Source organism: Mycobacterium sp., from assembly GCF_035633495.1.
GTDB lineage: Bacteria > Actinomycetota > Actinomycetes > Mycobacteriales > Mycobacteriaceae > Mycobacterium.
On record NZ_DASQEU010000056.1, the window covers coordinates 74,398 to 90,575 of the forward strand.

Annotated in this window: 17 protein-coding genes; 12 read left to right on the forward strand and 5 right to left on the reverse strand. The window is 67.1% G+C overall.

What is annotated here, in order from left to right:
* Positions 1–9 precede the first annotated feature (9 nt).
* The 6 genes from VET27_RS08785 to VET27_RS08810 all read left to right on the forward strand — a co-directional run bounded on the left by VET27_RS08785 (position 10) and on the right by VET27_RS08810 (position 4,648).
* Positions 10–810 carry a thymidylate synthase gene (locus tag VET27_RS08785; protein ID WP_526517103.1) on the forward strand — a complete coding sequence of 267 codons (801 nt, stop codon included), beginning with the start codon at positions 10–12 and terminating at the stop codon, positions 808–810.
* Positions 807–1,289 (forward strand): dihydrofolate reductase, encoded by a 483-nt coding sequence (locus VET27_RS08790; RefSeq protein ID WP_526517105.1) that lies wholly within the window; start codon positions 807–809, stop codon positions 1,287–1,289. Before VET27_RS08785 ends, VET27_RS08790 begins: the two co-directional genes overlap by 4 nt.
* Positions 1,286–2,494, forward strand: a complete 1,209-nt coding sequence (locus VET27_RS08795; protein WP_526517107.1) for a winged helix-turn-helix domain-containing protein — start codon at positions 1,286–1,288, stop codon at positions 2,492–2,494. The genes VET27_RS08790 and VET27_RS08795 overlap by 4 nt, the downstream gene beginning before the upstream one ends.
* 87 nt (positions 2,495–2,581) lie before the next feature.
* Positions 2,582–3,139 (forward strand): peroxiredoxin-like family protein, encoded by a 558-nt coding sequence (locus VET27_RS08800; protein WP_526517109.1) that lies wholly within the window; start codon positions 2,582–2,584, stop codon positions 3,137–3,139.
* Positions 3,094–3,759 (forward strand): TetR/AcrR family transcriptional regulator, encoded by a 666-nt coding sequence (locus VET27_RS08805; RefSeq protein WP_526517111.1) that lies wholly within the window; start codon positions 3,094–3,096, stop codon positions 3,757–3,759. The genes VET27_RS08800 and VET27_RS08805 overlap by 46 nt, the downstream gene beginning before the upstream one ends.
* Positions 3,737–4,648, forward strand: a complete 912-nt coding sequence (locus VET27_RS08810; protein ID WP_526517113.1) for an alpha/beta fold hydrolase — start codon at positions 3,737–3,739, stop codon at positions 4,646–4,648. Before VET27_RS08805 ends, VET27_RS08810 begins: the two co-directional genes overlap by 23 nt.
* A 44-nt stretch (positions 4,649–4,692) precedes the next feature.
* Here the strand turns inward: VET27_RS08810 and VET27_RS08815 are convergent, their stop codons facing one another.
* From VET27_RS08815 to VET27_RS08825, 3 genes are all read right to left on the reverse strand, one after another.
* The gene (locus VET27_RS08815) at positions 4,693–5,274 is read right to left on the reverse strand and encodes an acyl-CoA-like ligand-binding transcription factor (RefSeq protein WP_526517115.1); all 582 of its coding nucleotides are present in this window, start codon (positions 5,272–5,274) and stop codon (positions 4,693–4,695) included.
* Positions 5,271–6,749, reverse strand: a complete 1,479-nt coding sequence (locus tag VET27_RS08820) for an FAD-dependent oxidoreductase (protein WP_526517118.1) — start codon at positions 6,747–6,749, stop codon at positions 5,271–5,273. The genes VET27_RS08815 and VET27_RS08820 overlap by 4 nt, the downstream gene beginning before the upstream one ends.
* 208 nt (positions 6,750–6,957) lie before the next feature.
* The gene (locus VET27_RS08825) at positions 6,958–7,545 is read right to left on the reverse strand and encodes a nucleoside deaminase (RefSeq protein ID WP_526517120.1); all 588 of its coding nucleotides are present in this window, start codon (positions 7,543–7,545) and stop codon (positions 6,958–6,960) included.
* A 234-nt stretch (positions 7,546–7,779) separates the two neighbouring features.
* Here VET27_RS08825 and VET27_RS08830 point away from each other — a divergent pair, with 234 nt between their 5' ends.
* The 4 genes from VET27_RS08830 to VET27_RS08845 all read left to right on the forward strand — a co-directional run bounded on the left by VET27_RS08830 (position 7,780) and on the right by VET27_RS08845 (position 11,106).
* Positions 7,780–8,052, forward strand: coding sequence for a winged helix-turn-helix domain-containing protein (locus VET27_RS08830; protein WP_526517122.1), 273 nt, complete (start codon positions 7,780–7,782; stop codon positions 8,050–8,052).
* Between the two features lie 42 nt (positions 8,053–8,094).
* Entirely contained in the window at positions 8,095–8,442 is a 348-nt protein-coding gene (locus VET27_RS08835) for an FCD domain-containing protein (protein ID WP_526517124.1), read from the forward strand.
* An 88-nt stretch (positions 8,443–8,530) separates the two neighbouring features.
* Complete coding sequence (gene dapA, locus VET27_RS08840) at positions 8,531–9,433, forward strand: 4-hydroxy-tetrahydrodipicolinate synthase (protein ID WP_526517126.1); 903 nt, start codon at positions 8,531–8,533, stop codon at positions 9,431–9,433.
* On the forward strand, positions 9,430–11,106 hold the full coding sequence (locus tag VET27_RS08845) for a ribonuclease J (protein WP_526517129.1): 1,677 nt from the start codon (positions 9,430–9,432) through the stop codon (positions 11,104–11,106). Before dapA ends, VET27_RS08845 begins: the two co-directional genes overlap by 4 nt.
* Before the next feature lie 10 nt (positions 11,107–11,116).
* Here the strand turns inward: VET27_RS08845 and VET27_RS08850 are convergent, their stop codons facing one another.
* Positions 11,117–11,947: a mycofactocin-coupled SDR family oxidoreductase gene (locus VET27_RS08850; protein WP_526517131.1), complete on the reverse strand. Its 831-nt coding sequence runs from the start codon at positions 11,945–11,947 to the stop codon at positions 11,117–11,119.
* A 1-nt stretch (position 11,948) separates the two neighbouring features.
* Entirely contained in the window at positions 11,949–12,263 is a 315-nt protein-coding gene (locus VET27_RS08855) for a putative quinol monooxygenase (RefSeq protein WP_526517133.1), read from the reverse strand.
* Positions 12,264–12,678: 415 nt separating this feature from the next.
* On the opposite strand from VET27_RS08855, the gene VET27_RS08860 reads away from it, so the two are divergent.
* Entirely contained in the window at positions 12,679–15,198 is a 2,520-nt protein-coding gene (locus VET27_RS08860; protein WP_526517135.1) for a DNA translocase FtsK, read from the forward strand.
* Positions 15,199–15,293: 95 nt separating this feature from the next.
* Positions 15,294–16,133, forward strand: coding sequence for a type IV toxin-antitoxin system AbiEi family antitoxin (locus VET27_RS08865; RefSeq protein ID WP_526517137.1), 840 nt, complete (start codon positions 15,294–15,296; stop codon positions 16,131–16,133).
* The last annotated feature ends 45 nt before the right edge of the window (positions 16,134–16,178 follow it).

A 16,178-nucleotide genomic window follows, 5' to 3' on the forward strand; every position in this document is an offset into this window, starting at 1 on the left:
ACTGACCGCGTGCCGACCGCAACGCCGTATGAGGACTTGCTGCGCCTGGTGCTCGAGACGGGTACGCCCAAATCCGATCGCACCGGCACCGGCACGTTGAGTCTGTTCGGCCACCAGTTGCGCTACGACCTCGCCGCCGGGTTCCCGTTGATCACCACCAAGAAGGTGCATCTCAAATCGGTGGTCTACGAGCTGCTGTGGTTCCTGCGCGGTGACTCCAACGTGCGCTGGCTACAGGAGCACGGCGTCACCATCTGGGACGAATGGGCCAGCGACACAGGCGATCTCGGGCCCATCTACGGTGTGCAGTGGCGATCCTGGCCCACGCCATCCGGCGATCACGTAGACCAGATCACCGCGTCACTCGAGCTGCTCAAGCGCGATCCAGATTCCCGGCGCAACATCGTGTCCGCTTGGAACGTCGGCGAGATCCCACAGATGGCGCTGCCGCCGTGCCATGCGTTCTTCCAGTTCTACGTGGCTGATGGCAAGCTGTCCTGCCAGCTGTACCAGCGCAGTGCGGACCTGTTCCTCGGCGTGCCGTTCAACATCGCCAGTTACGCACTGCTGACTCACATGATGGCGGCCCAGGCGGGCTTGGGCGTCGGTGAGTTCGTCTGGACCGGCGGCGACTGTCACATCTACGACAACCACGTCGAGCAGGTGCAGTTACAGCTGAGTCGTGACCCGCGGCCGTATCCGGAACTGGTTCTCGCGCAACGTGATTCGATCTTCGACTACGCCTATGACGACGTGGCCATCGTCAACTACGACCCGCACCCGGGGATCAAGGCGCCCGTGGCCGTATGAGCCTTGGCCTCATCTGGGCCCAGTCGACCTCGGGGGTCATCGGCCGCGACAACGGCATACCGTGGCGCCTCCCCGAGGACCAGGCGCGGTTCAAGGAACTGACTATTGCCCACACCGTCGTCATGGGACGACTGACGTGGGAGTCCCTGCCCGCGAAGGTGCGGCCGCTGCCGGGGCGCCGGAATGTCGTGGTCACCAGGCAAGCTGACTACGTGGCCGAGGGCGCCACGGTGGTGTCCGACCTCGAGACGGCACTCACCGATGACGACGCGTGGGTGATCGGCGGGGCGCAGATCTATTCGCTGGCCTTGCCGTTCGCGACCCGCTGCGAGGTCACCGAGGTCGACGTGCCGTTGCCCAAAGAGGACGACGACGCGGTCGCGCCGGTGCTCGACGAAGCGTGGCGCGGTACCGAGGGTGACTGGCTGACCAGTGCGACCGGGTTGCGGTACCGGTTCTCCAGCTACGTCCGGTCGTGAAGCTCACGCAGGCCGCCGCGCGCCGCGTCGCCGTCGCCGCCCAGGGGTTCGCGGAGCCCGCGCCCGCAGGCCCGGTGACGCGGGCGCACCTGCGTCGGCTCGTCTCCCGGATCCAGGTGTTGCAGCTCGACTCGGTTTCGGTGGCCGTGCGGGCCCACTACGCCCCGGTGTTCAGTCGGCTCGGACCGTATGACCGCAGCGTTCTCGAGCGGGCAGCCTGGAGCCACACGTCGCGCTCCCCGCGGTTACTGGTCGAGTACTGGGCGCACGAGGCCGCGCTGGTGGCCGTCGACGACTGGCCCCTGTTGCGCTGGCGCATGCGCGAATACGCCGACGGCAGGTGGGGCAAGGAGATCGTTCGCAAGAACCGGCAGCTGGCCGAGGACGTCGTCGCCGCAGTCGCCGAGCTGGGCCCGTCGACGGCCGGGCAGATCGAAGCGCACCTGGAGTCGGAGCCGCGCGGCCGCAAGGGCCCGTGGTGGGACCGCAGTGACACCAAGTGGGTGGCCGAGGCGCTGTTCGCCTCCGGGGTGCTGACGACCGCCACCCGCGTCGGTTTCGCCAGGCACTACGACCTCACCGAGCGGGTCCTGCCACCGGAGGTGTTCGCCCGGGAGGTGGCCGACGACGTCGCGGTCCGAGAGCTGGTGCTGCGGGCGGCCACTGCGCTGGGCGTGGCCACCGAGACCGACATTCGCGACTACTTCCGGCTGGGCGCCAAGCAGGCCAAACCGGTGATCGCCGACTTGGTGGCCGAAGGTCAGCTCGAACCCGTCGAGGTCGAAGGGTGGAGTGCCCCTGCGTATCTCAGGACGGGCCAGATCGTGCCACGCGTCAATCGCGGTACCGCGCTGCTGTGCCCGTTCGACCCGCTGATCTTCTTTCGGCCACGCGTCGAGCGGCTGTTCGACTTCCACTACCGCATTGAGATCTACACCCCAGAGCAGAAACGTCAATTCGGTTACTACGTCTGGCCTTTGCTGCTGGACGGGCAACTGGTCGGTCGCGTCGACCTCAAGGCTGAGCGCACCCGCGACACGCTGCACGTCGTGGGTGCCTTCGCGGAACCGGAGGTGGACGGCAAACGGGTGGCACAGGCGATGGCGGGGGAGTTGCGATCGATGGCGTCCTGGCTCGGGTTGGACGACGTCACGGTCGGGGGCCGGGGCGACCTGGCGCACGCGTTGGGACGAGAGATCTCTTAGCCCTCCCAAACTGTACTTGACAGTCCAGTTTCATGGCGGCAGGCTGAGGCGACGGCGCCACTGCGCCACGGCAGGTTGGGAGTCGCCATGAAGGTTCGGCCAGGAGACGTCATCGAGGTGCATGAACTGCGCACCGTCGACGGCGACACGATCACCGTTCCCGATCCGGACAGGCTTACTCACCTGCAATTTCGACGATTTGCCGGTTGTCCGATCTGCAACGTGCACCTTCAGTCTGTGGTGAAGCGCCACAACGAGATCGCCTCAGCGGGCATCCGCGAGGTGGTGATGTTTCACTCCACTCCCGAAGAGCTGAAGACCTATGTGGACGACATGCCGTTCGCCCTCGTCGCCGATCCGGACCGGACGCTCTACCGACGATTCGGTGTGGAGACTTCGCTACGGTCAGTAGCCGACCCGCGTTCGATGGCACCGGTCGTCAAAGCCGTCGTGGATTCTCCTTCTGCGGCCCGCAAGCTGCGGTTCTCGGCTGGGATGCATCGCGCCAACGGCGGCCACCTCGGTCTGCCCGCCGACATTCTGATCGACAGCACCGGCACGGTGATCGACGCCAAGTACGGCAAGCACGCCGCCGACCAGTGGTCGGTGGACGAACTGCTCCAACATGCCAAGGCGCACCGCTGACGGGCGGGACGGCCAAGCCGCTGCTGATCTACCATCGCGGTGTTCGCGCCACGAGTCTCGACGTCCTTCCTGCGGCGGGCTGCGGCAAGTCCCAGCTGTATCACTATTTCGACGACGAGGCCGATCTGTTGGGCGCCGTGATCGACCGTCAGCTCGAACTGGTCATCGCCGCCCAGCCCGCGCTGGCGGACATCGAATCATGGCCGACGTTCGACGAGTGGTTGTCCGCGATTCTTCGCATGCACGACCAGCCCGGCGGCCCATTCGCCTGCCCGCTGGGGATACTGGCAGCCGAGCTCAAGAACGACGAGTCCTTTCGGCCGCGCCTGGACGCGGCATTCGGGCAGTGGGTGGCGCTGCTGGCAGCGGGGCTGACGCGGATGCGGGCAGGTGGTGAGCTCGTCGCCGAAGCCGACCCGGAACGCCTGGCGGCCAACGTCATCGCCGCGTTGCTGGGCGGCATGCTGCTGGGGCGCGTCCGAGCCGACATCACCCCGATGGGCGATGCCGTCGACGCCGCGCAGGCTCAGCTTCGTCGGTGGAGTCCGTCCGACGTCGATCACCGTCTCCGACCCAGAAGTGCAAAGGAGCACCGCCATGGACGTATTGCGCACCCCTGACGAGCGATTCGACGGATTGCCCGACTTCCCCTTCGCCCCCCGCTGCGTCGAGGTCGACTCGGGAGACGGTGGGAAGGTGCGCATGCACTACCTGGACGAGGGGCCTTCCGACGGCGAGGTCGTGCTGCTGCTCCACGGAGAGCCATCGTGGAGCTACCTGTATCGAAAGATGATTCCGGTACTGGTCGACGCCGGCCTGCGCGCCGTGGCGATCGACCTCATCGGCTTCGGTCGCAGCGACAAGCCCACCCGCCGCGACGACTACACCTATCAAGCGCACGTGGACTGGACGTGGGCGGCCATCGAGGCGATCGGGCTGACCGACGTCACTCTGGTTTGCCAGGACTGGGGTGGTTTGATCGGGCTGCGACTGGTCGGCGAACACCCGGATCGATTCGCCAGGGTGGTTGCTGCCAACACCATGCTGCCGACCGGAGACCACCACCCCGGAGAGGCGTTCCTCGCGTGGCAGCGCTTCAGTCAGGAGATCCCCGACTTCCCCGTCGGTCAGATCATCAACGGCGGCTGCGTGTCGACACTGGCGCCCGAGGTGATCGCCGCCTACGACGCACCGTTCCCCGACGACGCTTACAAGGCCGGCGTGCGGCAGTTCCCGCTGCTGGTGCCAACCAGCCCGGATGATCCGGCTGCGCCAGCGAACCGAGCTGCCTGGGAGGTCCTCAGCACGTTCGACAAGCCATTTCTGTGTGCGTTCTCCGACTCCGATCCGATCACCCGCGGCGCCGACGCCGTGCTGGGCAGGCTCATTCCCGGGGCCCACGGTCAGTCGCCGGTGACGATCGTAGGCGGGGGCCACTTCCTGCAGGAGGACAAGGGCCGCGAACTCGCCGACGTGGTGGTGAGGTTCGTGGGCGCGACACCGCGGTAACCGGTGCCGGGGCAAGCTAATTCGGGACGTCGGTGGGGGTTCCTTCAGTCCCCACCGGCCTCCAGCGCAGCGAAGGCGGCGTCCGTCAGCACAAGCAGATCGGCGCCGTCGGACTTCGCCCATTCAGTGATCGCTACGTTCATCGCGCCCAGCGCCGCGGCGGCCAGTGCGGTCGTGGCGAAATTAGGGGAGGGTAGGCCGCTGCGCCGGGCCAGCGCGGTTGCGAACACGTCGATGGTGGCGTCCTGGGCCACCCAGTTGCGGCCACGCAGTGTCGGATTGCGCAACACCAGTCGGGTCCGCGCGAGCACGTTGGCGCCGTCGGTCGGCAGGATGGCTTCGAGCCCCGACCGAACGGCGCCGTGCAACGCTTGCAGTGGAGACTCATCGGGTGGCCGCGCAGCCACCAGCTCGGCGAGCATCGGGTCGTATTCGTCGTACTCGACGACCTCTTCCTTGCGCGGGAAGTACCGGAAGAAAGTCATGTGGGACACGCCCGCCGCAGCTGCTATGTCTTCTACCGTCGTTGCGTCATAGCCCTTCTCGGCGAAGAGTCGCAGCGCCTGCTCCTGGATCGCGCTACGCGTCCTGGCCTTCTTGTCGGCCCGCCAATCCGCCTGACTCATCTGGCGCGAACCGTGGCGCGCGAACCGAGCGTACGGTCCAGCCACGCTCTCAGGTCATTCGCATCCGACCCTCGCCAGGCTAGGTGGCCGTCGGGCCGAACCAACATTGATTCACCCGTGGCCCGGAGCAGGGCCACCCCGCCCAACCGTGCGGTCGCCTCGTCGAACTCGGCTGGTCCGATGAGCGCCCAACGCCACCCGAGCACTTCGTAGAGCCGGGTCGCAGTGCCGTCGGCGCCGACGTACGTACCATCGGGGACCCGGTCACCAGGGCGTGGCCGATGCACCGGGAAGAGACGTCGAGTGCCGAGTGGTCCACGCCGGTAGGAGATCTGCAGCTGTGACGACTTGTCTGTGATGAGACGCTGCATCCAGCGCTGGTTCAGCAGGGGAACGGCGACGCGGTCACGCAGCAGACGGGCGGCACGCCCCTCGCCCAAGACCAGTTCGGTCAACCCGCTGGTAGTGCTGAGCACGTCCTTGGCGATGGGGCGTCGCTCCGCCTCATAGGTGTCGAGCAGCCGCTCATCGGCGTGACCCCCCACGACTGCGGCGAGTTTCCACGCCAGATTCTCCGCATCGCCGAGGCCGGTGTTCATGCCCTGTCCACCGAACGGGCTGTGGATGTGGGCGGCGTCACCCGCTAGGAACAGGCGTCCCCGTCGATAGGCGTCGGCGATCCTGCGTTGGATGCGGAAGGTTGACGTCCACTCCGCGGCACGAATCGTGCCACCCGTCTCGGTGGCCAACCTGGCGCCGAGCAACTCCACGATCTCGTCGGGCCCGAGGGCGTGCGTGGCGTCGCCACTCGCGGGGCTCATCAACCGCCACAGATCGCTTCCCGGAAGCGGAAAGGCGGCCAGCATGACCTTTCCGCGCATCCAGGTGTGGGCACCGTCGCGCGGCCGGTCGACGTCGGCGTGTACGTCGGCGAGCATGAAGCGCTCGACGATCGGGACGCCGGGAAATCCAATGCCCGCCGCCTTGCGGACGACGCTGTGGGCTCCGTCTGCGCCGACGACCCACCCGGCGGTGACCTCCGGCCCGTTTCCGAGCCGCAGCGTGACCTCGTCTGGGCGCACCGCCAGTTCGCTTACCGGCCTTCCCCACTCGACAGCTCCGCCCAACTCAGCCAGACGATGGCGCAGCGCACCTTCGATGACTGCTTGCGACATGAGAAGTGCGCGCGGCCCGCCCAGGCTGGTCTGCTGTCCGACATTCAGGCTCGCCATTGGACGTCCCTCGACGGCGACCTCCACCCGCGCAATGGGCAAGCCTTGCCGCGGCAGGTCGCCGAGGGCACCGAGCCGGTCGAGCACCTCGACCCCGCGCGGCTGCAGCCCCAAGGCCCTCGACGTCACCGCCGGGCCCTCAGCGGCGTCGAGTACCCGGACGCTCAGGCCGGCTGCGTGTAGGCCACAGGCCAGCGCCAATCCCGTCGGACCCGCACCGACGATGGCGACGTCGTCGGCCATGTCACCTCCCAGTTTTTACGTTAGCTGACTAACATGTTAGAAGACTAACACAAAACGGTTGGGCGCGGTTCTGCCGAACCTTGCCCGCTGAGTTGGACCTCCGATGCCAGGATGGCCTGCGCGTCGCAACGACCCCGCCTGCTTCAGATGCTCCACGACGCGCGGAGCGGATGGAACCGGGCTATCGGCGTCGAGGCGTTGGCTTCGGTCAGCTCAACGGAATGTCGTTGTCGCCCTTGGATTCCTGAAACGCATCGGACAGCGCCGCGTACCGCTCCCGGATCTGCCGTTGCTGTACTCGCAACTCACTGCGTAGCGGCTCGTCCTCGGCTTCGATCAGGTCGGAGATCGAGTAGGCGGTCCAGAACGCATTGGTTCGGCGGTAGCCGCCGGGATCCAGGCCGAAGACCGCCTTGAGGATCACCAGATCGTGCGGGATCGCGAAACTGTCCCGCGAATCCTCATGGCTGTAGAAGTAGTAGTAGTTGTCGAACCCTGCCCAGGTGATGGCCGACATGCACATCGTGCACGGCTCGTGGGTGGTCAGGAACACCAACTCTGGCGTGGGCGGTCGGTCGGTCAGATCATAGAACTGGTTGAGCGTGTTGATCTCACCGTGCAGCAGCGGATTGTCGGTTTCATCGTTGGTGCCCGCGATGACGAGCGAAAGATCGGACTTGCGCGGGATCGCCGCCCCGAACACCTTGTTGCCCCCCTCGACGCCCCGTTCGGTCAGCGGCAGGATGTCGTCGTCGATGACGCCGAGTAGGCGAGGAGCGATCGTCTTGGCTGGCATGGCTCACCCTAGGCCAGCAGTCAGTGCGTCGCGTTCTCCTCGGCCAGCTTCGGCAAACCCTTGCCTCGGTACACGTTGATCGCGAACACGATCGCGCCGGTGACCAGCCACACCAGACCGCACTGTGCGGGTATGGACAAGCATGGCGCTCAGCGTGTACCCCTAAATGGTCTCGCTGCAAGACCAATTGAGTCGAATCAACATTCTCGTATCGACGAGAAGGGGAGCGCACCGATGGCCGACCGTGTCGCCGTGCCGCCGTCGGGCCTGCTTGCCCAGCAGTTGGCGATGCCGACGCGGGTCGACGATATCACCGACCGGCTGATCACGGCCATCGCCATCGGTGAGCACCTGCCCGGTGCCCGGCTGCCGGTCGAGCGCGACCTCGCCGCCGCTCTGGGCGTCGGGCGCATGACGGTGCGCGCCGCACTGGCCCGGCTGGTCGAGCGCGGACTGCTCGAGACCCGCCGCGGCCGTGGCGGCGGGTCCTACGTCGTCGAGAGGTGACCCGAGTCCTCCACCGACGCCATCGCCCGACTTCACGGCGCGGTGTGTCGGGCAGCGGCCGATGCCAGAACGGCTACCGACGTCGACGAGCTGCGGGCCGCACTGGAGGCGTACCGGACCGCTGAAAGCGGCCTCGCGGCACAGCAGGCCGACAGCCGACTGCACCTGGCGATCATGGACACTGCCCACAATGCGGTGCTCAAGCAGGTACTCGTCGACCTGGAGGCCTCGGTCAGCATCGGCGCGCCCGCCCATCTGTGGGGTCCGACCACCATGCGCGAGATGGAGTTGAGGTCACAGCACGGGGAGGTGATCGACGCGATCGCCGACGGCCGCGCCGACTATGCGGACGCGATGGCCGTGCCCGCGTCGGCATCGACTTCGAGTTGATCTCCACGGCGATGCGCCGGGTGGGGCTGCTGGCCGACTGAGCCCCGGTGCTCGTGAAAGCCAGGGTCGAGCGGGTAATCTCAACCGCGTGAGCACCAGCGGATTCGATGTCAGCGCACGTCTGGGCACCGTGCTGACTGCCATGGTGACGCCGTTCGGCCCGGACGGCTCGTTGGACCTGGCCGCCGCCAAGAAGCTTGCGAAGCACCTGGTGGACGCAGGGTGTGACGGTCTGGTGGTCTCGGGAACCACCGGCGAATCGCCGACGACCACCGACGACGAGAAGCTCGCCCTGCTCGGCGCGGTGCTCGAAGCCGTCGGCGACCGCGCCAGGATCATCGCCGGGGCCGGAACCTACGACACGGCGCACAGCGTGCACCTCGCCAAGGCGTGCGAGGCCGAGGGTGCCCACGGCCTGCTGGTCGTGACGCCCTACTACTCGCGGCCGCCTCAGGCCGGGTTGATCGCGCACTTCACCACCATCGCCGACGCCACCGCGCTGCCGAACGTGCTGTACGACATCCCGCCGCGCTCGGTGGTCCCGATCGAGTGGGACACCATCCGTGCCATCGCGCCCCATCCGAACATCGTCGCCATCAAGGACGCCAAGGCCGATCTGCACGGCGGCGCGATGATCATGGCCGAGACGGGGTTGGCCTACTACTCGGGAGACGACGCGCTGAACCTGCCGTGGCTGGCGATGGGCGCCACCGGATTCATCAGCGTATGGGGGCACTTCGCGGCGAGCCAATTGCGAGACATGTTGTCGGCCTTCACGTCCGGCGACCTCGCGACCGCCCGCAAGAGCCACGTCGCCCTCGGTTCGCTAAACGACGCGCAGAAACGACTGGGCGGCGTCACGATGGCCAAGACGGGACTCAAGCTGTTGGGGTTCGACACCGGTGACCCGCGGCTCCCGCAGATTCCCGCGACGGCCGCGCAGATCGAGGCGCTGGAGGCAAACATGCGGACGGCCGGAGTGCTCCGATGACCGGTGAACTAGTGCCACCCGGCCCGCTCGCCCCCGGCGGACTTCGCGTCACGGCGCTCGGCGGCATCAGCGAAATCGGTCGCAACATGACCGTGCTCGAGCACCTCGGTCGCCTGCTCGTGATCGACTGCGGAGTGTTGTTCCCTGGGCACGACGAGCCGGGCGTCGACCTGATCCTGCCCGACCTGCGGCACATCGAGGACCGCCTCGACGACATCGAGGCCCTGGTGGTGACCCACGCCCACGAGGACCACATCGGCGCCATTCCGCACCTGCTGAAGCTGCGGCCCGACATCCCCGTCGTCGGATCGAAGTTCACCTTGGCACTCATCGCGGCGAAGTGCCGTGAGCACCGCATCAAGCCGGTGTTCATCGAGGTCGCCGAGAAGCAGAGCAGCAGGCACGGCGTGTTCGAGTGTGAGTACTTCGCGGTCAACCACTCGATCCCCGACGCGCTGGCCATCGCCGTGTACACGGGCGCCGGCACGCTCCTGCACACCGGTGACATCAAGCTCGACCAATTGCCGCTCGACGGCCGACCCACCGACCTGCCGGGCATGTCGCGTCTCGGCGATGCGGGCGTCGACCTCTTCCTCTGTGATTCGACGAACGCCGAGATCCCTGGCGTCGGACCGTCGGAGAGCGAGATCGGCCCCAACATGCACCGGCTGATCCGCGGCGCCGACGCCCGGGTCATCGTCGCCTGTTTCGCCTCCAACGTCGCTCGCGTGCAACAGATCATCGACGCATCGGTGGCGCTGGGCCGCAAGGTGTCGTTCGTCGGCCGGTCGATGGTGCGCAACATGGGGATCGCCAAGGACCTCGGGTTCCTCACGGTGGACGACGACGACGTGATCGACATCGCCGCGGCCGAGATGCTGCCCCCGGAGCGAGTCACGCTGGTGACCACCGGCACTCAGGGTGAGACCATGGCCGCGCTGTCGCGGATGTCGCGCGGCGAGCATCGCAGCATCACGCTGACCAGGGGTGATCTCATCATCATGTCGTCGTCGCAGATCCCGGGCAACGAGGAGGCGATCTTCGGCGTTCTGGACTCGCTGGCCAAGATCGGCGTCCGCGTCGTGACCAACGCCCAAGCGCGCATCCATGTTTCGGGTCACGCGTACGCGGGTGAATTGCTGTTCCTGTACAACGGAGTTCGGCCGCGCAACGTGATGCCGGTGCATGGCACTTGGCGCCATCTTCGCGCCAACGCCGCACTGGCGGTGAAGTCCGGCGTTCCCGAGGAGAACATCGTGTTGGCCGAGAACGGCGTCAGCGTCGACCTCGTCGGGGGTCGGGCTTCGATCGCCGGCGCGGTGCCGGTGGGCAAGATGTTCGTCGACGGGTTGGTCACCGGTGACGTGGGAGACGCGACGTTGGGCGAACGGCTCACGCTGTCATCGGGATTCATCGCCGTCACCATCGTGCTCAACCGAGGTACGGGCAAGTCCGCGGCACCGGTGCATCTGCACTCGCGGGGCTTCTCCGAGGACCCCAAGGCCCTCGAGCCCGTCACCCGCCTCGTCGAAGAAGCGTTGCAATCGCTTGCGGCGGAAAAGGTTACGGACCCTACCCGCATCGCCCAAGCGGCGCGACGCGCCATCGGCAAGTGGGTGGGGGACAAGTACCGTCGCCAACCGATGATCGTGCCGACGGTCATCGAGGTCTGAGCGCCGTCGCTCAGCGCTTGTTGACGTAACCGTCGTCGACCGGCAGCGCCACCCCGGTGATGTGTTTGCCCGCATCCGACACCAACCAGGCAACCGTGTCGGCGATGACCTCCGGCTCGACGGTCTCCATGTTCACGGAGCCAGCCAGATCCGGCCCGCCGTCACTGCCGTTCGCGACGCCATCGAGCCACTGTCGGGTGAACTCGTTGTCGATCATCGGGGTGCGGACCCCGGCCGGATGGATCGAGTTGACCCGGATGCCATGTGGCGACAGAAGATTCGCGTACGACCGCATCAGCCCGACCACGCCATGCTTGGCGGCTCCGTATCCGATGGAACCGGCGAACGAGGACGCGAGCCCGATCAACCCCATCACCGAGCTGGTGAGGATGATCGCTCCGCCGTTGCCCGCCTTGACCATCGGTCGCATCCCGACTTCGATGGTGTGGAACACGCCCGTCAGGTTCACCTCGATGACGTCGTGCCAGGCTTCGTCGCCGGCCATTGGTGCGATGCCCGCGTTGGCAATCACGATGTCCAGGCGTCCGCCCAGTTCGTCGACGCCGGCTTTCAACGCGGTCTTGAGCGCCGCGCGGTCACGGACGTCGGCCTGCAACGCGACGATGCGGGCACCGGTGTCCTCGACGAGCTTGACGGTCGCAGCGAGGTCGTCGGCGGTGGCCATCGGGTAGGGGACCGAGGCGATCTGATCGCACAGGTCGACCGCGATGACGTCGGCGCCGTCGGACGCCAATCGCACCGCATGCGCGCGACCCTGACCTCTGGCCCCGCCGGTGATGAACGCGACACGGCCCTTCAGTGGGCCATCGGGCGCGGGCACGCTAGCCGAGGAGCTGACCCTTGGCGGGGTCGCCCGCCGCGATCGGCTGCAGCATCTTGATGTCCGGCGCACCGTCGAGGTGCTCGCCGATGACCCCGAAGAGCGCGCCGATCGCGGGAGCGGTGCTGTGCGTCTTCAGTGCGTCCTCGTCGGCCCACTGCTCGACGAAGACGAACGTGCCGTTGGCCTCGTGCAAGGAGTACAGCTCGCAACCAGGCTCTTCGTGGACGGCCTCGATCGCTTGCGTGCAGGCGTCTCGCACGGCGTCGACGGACTCGGGCTTTGCGGTCATGGTGGCGACGACGACGATCGGCATGTGAACAAGACTCCTCGATGAGTGGGTTCGGCGCCGCTCACACTACCCAGCACGTGGCACGGTCAGCGGACAACCTCCCGAAGCCCGTCCAGGGCGGCCACGGTCACCGCTCCTTCGGCCAGACGCGGTGCCACGGCGGCGCGAGCCACGGGACCCGATGCGACAGCGTCGTATCGAATTACGTTGTCTAACAAGGGCCTAACATCACGCATTCGGGCCGTTGGGAATCACCGTCTCGAGAGTAGCGACAGCTGCGGATTCCGTCGTCGCGGGTTGGTTCGACGCCCCACACTTGTGAGTATGCACAGCCAGGAGCCTCGTCGCGGTCCTACGGATCTCGTCGTCGTACAGTTAGCAATTTGTTACCTGTGTGGCTAATGGTGAATTTGGGGTTGTTGCGACTAGTCTTGGGCCCATGGCCAGTAAGACCGCCGCCCGTTCGGGGGCTCGTTCGAGCAGCTCAAAGCCCCGAACGCGCTCGACGCGCCCTGCCGCCCCGCGGCGGAAGCCCGCGCCACGCCGCAACTCCTCTCCCGTCTCCGCCGCAGGCTCCGCGATCGGCAAGGGCGCCCGTGCCAGCTGGCTGATGCTGGCCAAGGGCGCGGGTTCCACTGCGCGATCGGTCGGTCGGGCCCGCGACCTGGAGCCGGGACACCGTCGCGACGGCATCGCGCTCGGCCTGCTCGCGGTATCCGTCGTCCTCGCGGCCAGTTCGTGGTTCGACGCGGCACGACCCGTCGGCGGGTGGATCGACTCGGTCGTGCGCGTCGTCATCGGCTCGGCCGTCGTGCTGCTGCCCGTTCTTCTGGTGGCGCTCGCCGTGCTGTTGATGCGCACCGAGCCCAATCCGGAGGCCCGTCCGCGACTCGTCCTGGGCGCCGCCATGATCGCGCTGCCGGTGCTCGGTCTTTGGCACCTCTGGTCGGGCGCCCCGACGGACCCCGCCGATCGGCAACGGGTCGCGGGATTCATCGGCTTCGCGATCGGTGGGCCGCTGTCGGACGGGCTCACCCCGTGGATAGCCAACCCGCTGTTGATCATCGGCGTGCTGTTCGGTCTGCTGTTGGTGACCGGTACGACCATCCGGGAGGTTCCGGCCGCCGTGCAGTCGATGTTCATGAGTGCCTACCGCGGCGACACGTACGACGACGACTACGACGAGGACGCCGAATACGACGAGTACCCCGCCGAGCAGCCCGAGGACTTCTCCGACGGTTACTACGACGACCCGGCGTCGTGCCGCGGCGACGAGGCGCAGTGGCCGGGGGCGCCCTCCGCGGTCAGGACTCCGATGGAGAACTACCCATTGGACGAACCGCTCGTCGACGAGACCCCGACCGTGCCCGAGCCCAAGGTGCGGGCGCGACGAAAGAAGGAACCGAAGGCCGCCTCGAGCGACGGCGACACCCCGTCACTCGATCGCGTCGTCGAGGGCCCGTACGTGCTGCCGTCACTGGACCTGTTGGTCGCGGGGGATCCGCCCAAGCTCCGAAGCGCCGCCAACGACAAGATGGTCGAGGTCATCGGGTCGGTGCTCCAGCAGTTCAAGGTCGACGCCGCCGTCACGGGATGCACCCGTGGACCGACCGTCACCCGCTACGAGGTCGAACTCGGCCCCGGCGTGAAGGTCGAGAAGATCACCGCGCTTCAGAAGAACATTGCCTACGCCGTCGCGACCGAGAGTGTCCGGATGCTGGCGCCCATCCCCGGCAAGTCGGCCGTCGGCATCGAGGTGCCCAACACCGACCGCGAGATGGTGCGATTGGCGGACGTCCTCACCGACCCGTCCACCCGCCGCGATCACCACCCGCTCGTGATCGGCCTGGGCAAGGACATCGAGGGCGAGATGATCTCGGCCAACCTCGCCAAGATGCCGCACCTTCTGGTGGCCGGCTCGACCGGTTCCGGCAAGTCCAGCTTCGTCAACTCGATGCTGGTGTCGATCCTGGCACGTGCCACCCCGGACGAGGTCCGGATGATCCTGATCGACCCGAAGATGGTGGAACTCACGCCCTACGAAGGCATTCCGCACCTCATCACGCCCATCGTCACGCAGCCCAAGAAGGCGGCCGCCGCACTGGCCTGGCTGGTCGAGGAGATGGAGCAGCGCTACCAGGACATGCAGGCCAACCGCGTGCGCCACATCGACGTGTTCAACGAGAAGGTGCGCTCCGGTGAGATCGCGGCTCCGCTGGGCAGCGAGCGGGTGTACAAGCCGTATCCCTACATCCTCGCGATCGTCGACGAGCTCGCCGACCTCATGATGACCGCACCGCGGGACGTCGAGGACGCCATCGTCCGCATCACCCAGAAGGCCCGCGCCGCGGGCATCCACCTGGTGCTGGCGACGCAGCGGCCGTCGGTCGACGTCGTCACCGGTCTGATCAAGACCAACGTGCCGTCACGGCTGGCGTTCGCCACGTCATCGCTGACCGACAGCCGGGTCATCCTGGACCAGGCCGGCGCCGAGAAGCTGATCGGCATGGGCGACGGGCTGTTCCTGCCGATGGGCGCCAACAGACCCATCCGACTGCAGGGCGCCTACATCTCCGACGAAGAGATCCAGGCCGTGGTCGAGGCCACCAAGGCGCAGGCGGAGCCCGACTACACCGAGGGCGTCACCGCCGCCAAGCCCGCGGGTGAGCGCACCGACGTCGATCCCGACATCGGCGACGACATGGACGTCTTCCTGCAGGCGGTCGAGCTGGTGGTGTCCTCCCAGTTCGGGTCGACGTCGATGCTGCAGCGCAAGCTGCGGGTGGGCTTCGCGAAGGCGGGCCGGTTGATGGACCTGATGGAGACGCGCAGCATCGTCGGACCCAGCGAGGGCTCCAAGGCCCGCGAGGTGCTGGTCAAGCCCGACGAGCTGGCGGGAACGCTGATGCTGATCCGCGGTGGCGCGGACGCCAACGGGGCGGACGCCGACGACGAGTGACGCGTCGAACGTGAGCCCACTGCGAATTCCCGGCTGACTTCTCGCAGTGGCGTCACGTTCGGCGACGTGTCGGACGCCATGGGCACACTCCTCGCGTGGGGGAGCCGTTCATCGGGAGTGAGGCGCTCGGCGGAGGTCGACTCACGCCGTATCGTCTTCGCAGCCGGTACGACGCCGTCCATCGCGACGTCTACCTGCCGCGCGGCTCGGAACTCACGGCCGCGGCGCGCGCGAAAGCGGCGTGGTTGTGGTCAGGACGCGCAGGAGTCGTCGCAGGTCAGTCTGCCGCGGCGCTTCACGGCGCCAAGTGGGTGGACGCAGCGGCGCCCGCTGAGATCCTGTACCCGAACCGGCGACCGCCCGACGGTATCCGAACGTCGTCGGACCGCTACGGAGTCGACGAGATCGAGAAGGCTTTCGGCGTCGTCGTGACCACTCCCGCCCGCACCGCCCTGGACATCGCCTGCCGTTACCCACTCGATGACGCCGTCGCTGCGATCGATTCGCTGGCGCGGGCCACCAGGCTGAAGGTCGCCGACGTGCAACTGCTGGCCGAGCGGTATCGGGGACGCCGCGGAATTCGCGCCGCCCTCGAGGCCCTGGACCTCGTCGATCCCGGTGCCGAGTCGCCTCAGGAGACCAGAGTTCGGTTGCTACTCATCAAGGCAGGCTTTCCCCGTCCGGAAACACAGATTCCGGTGTACGACGAGTACGGAAAGCTCGTCGCCGTCATCGACATGGGTTGGCGCGCCATCAAGGTCGGTGTCGACTACGAGGGCGAGCACCATCGGATGAGCCGCATCCAATTCGACAAGGACATCAGGCGATTCGAGGCCGTCACCGAGTCGGGTTGGGACGACGTGCGTGTCACCGCAGAGGACACCGACGGCAGCATCATCGGACGGGTGGGCCGAGCATTCGACCGTCGAACGTGAGCCCACTGCGAATTCTCGGCTGACTTTTCGCAGTGGCGTCACGTT

What these genes read in the sequence shown, in the direction of transcription:
- VET27_RS08790 (WP_526517105.1), top strand. Translation starts at nt 807, where the DNA reads ATGAGCCTTGGCCTCATCTGGGCCCAGTCGACCTCGGGGGTCATCGGC.
- VET27_RS08800 (WP_526517109.1), top strand. Translation starts at nt 2,582, where the DNA reads ATGAAGGTTCGGCCAGGAGACGTCATCGAGGTGCATGAACTGCGCACC.
- VET27_RS08810 (WP_526517113.1), top strand. Translation starts at nt 3,737, where the DNA reads ATGGACGTATTGCGCACCCCTGACGAGCGATTCGACGGATTGCCCGAC.
- VET27_RS08815 (WP_526517115.1), bottom strand. Translation starts at nt 5,274, where the DNA reads ATGAGTCAGGCGGATTGGCGGGCCGACAAGAAGGCCAGGACGCGTAGC.
- VET27_RS08820 (WP_526517118.1), bottom strand. Translation starts at nt 6,749, where the DNA reads ATGGCCGACGACGTCGCCATCGTCGGTGCGGGTCCGACGGGATTGGCG.
- VET27_RS08825 (WP_526517120.1), bottom strand. Translation starts at nt 7,545, where the DNA reads ATGCCAGCCAAGACGATCGCTCCTCGCCTACTCGGCGTCATCGACGAC.
- VET27_RS08830 (WP_526517122.1), top strand. Translation starts at nt 7,780, where the DNA reads ATGGCCGACCGTGTCGCCGTGCCGCCGTCGGGCCTGCTTGCCCAGCAG.
- VET27_RS08845 (WP_526517129.1), top strand. Translation starts at nt 9,430, where the DNA reads ATGACCGGTGAACTAGTGCCACCCGGCCCGCTCGCCCCCGGCGGACTT.
- VET27_RS08855 (WP_526517133.1), bottom strand. Translation starts at nt 12,263, where the DNA reads ATGCCGATCGTCGTCGTCGCCACCATGACCGCAAAGCCCGAGTCCGTC.
- VET27_RS08860 (WP_526517135.1), top strand. Translation starts at nt 12,679, where the DNA reads ATGGCCAGTAAGACCGCCGCCCGTTCGGGGGCTCGTTCGAGCAGCTCA.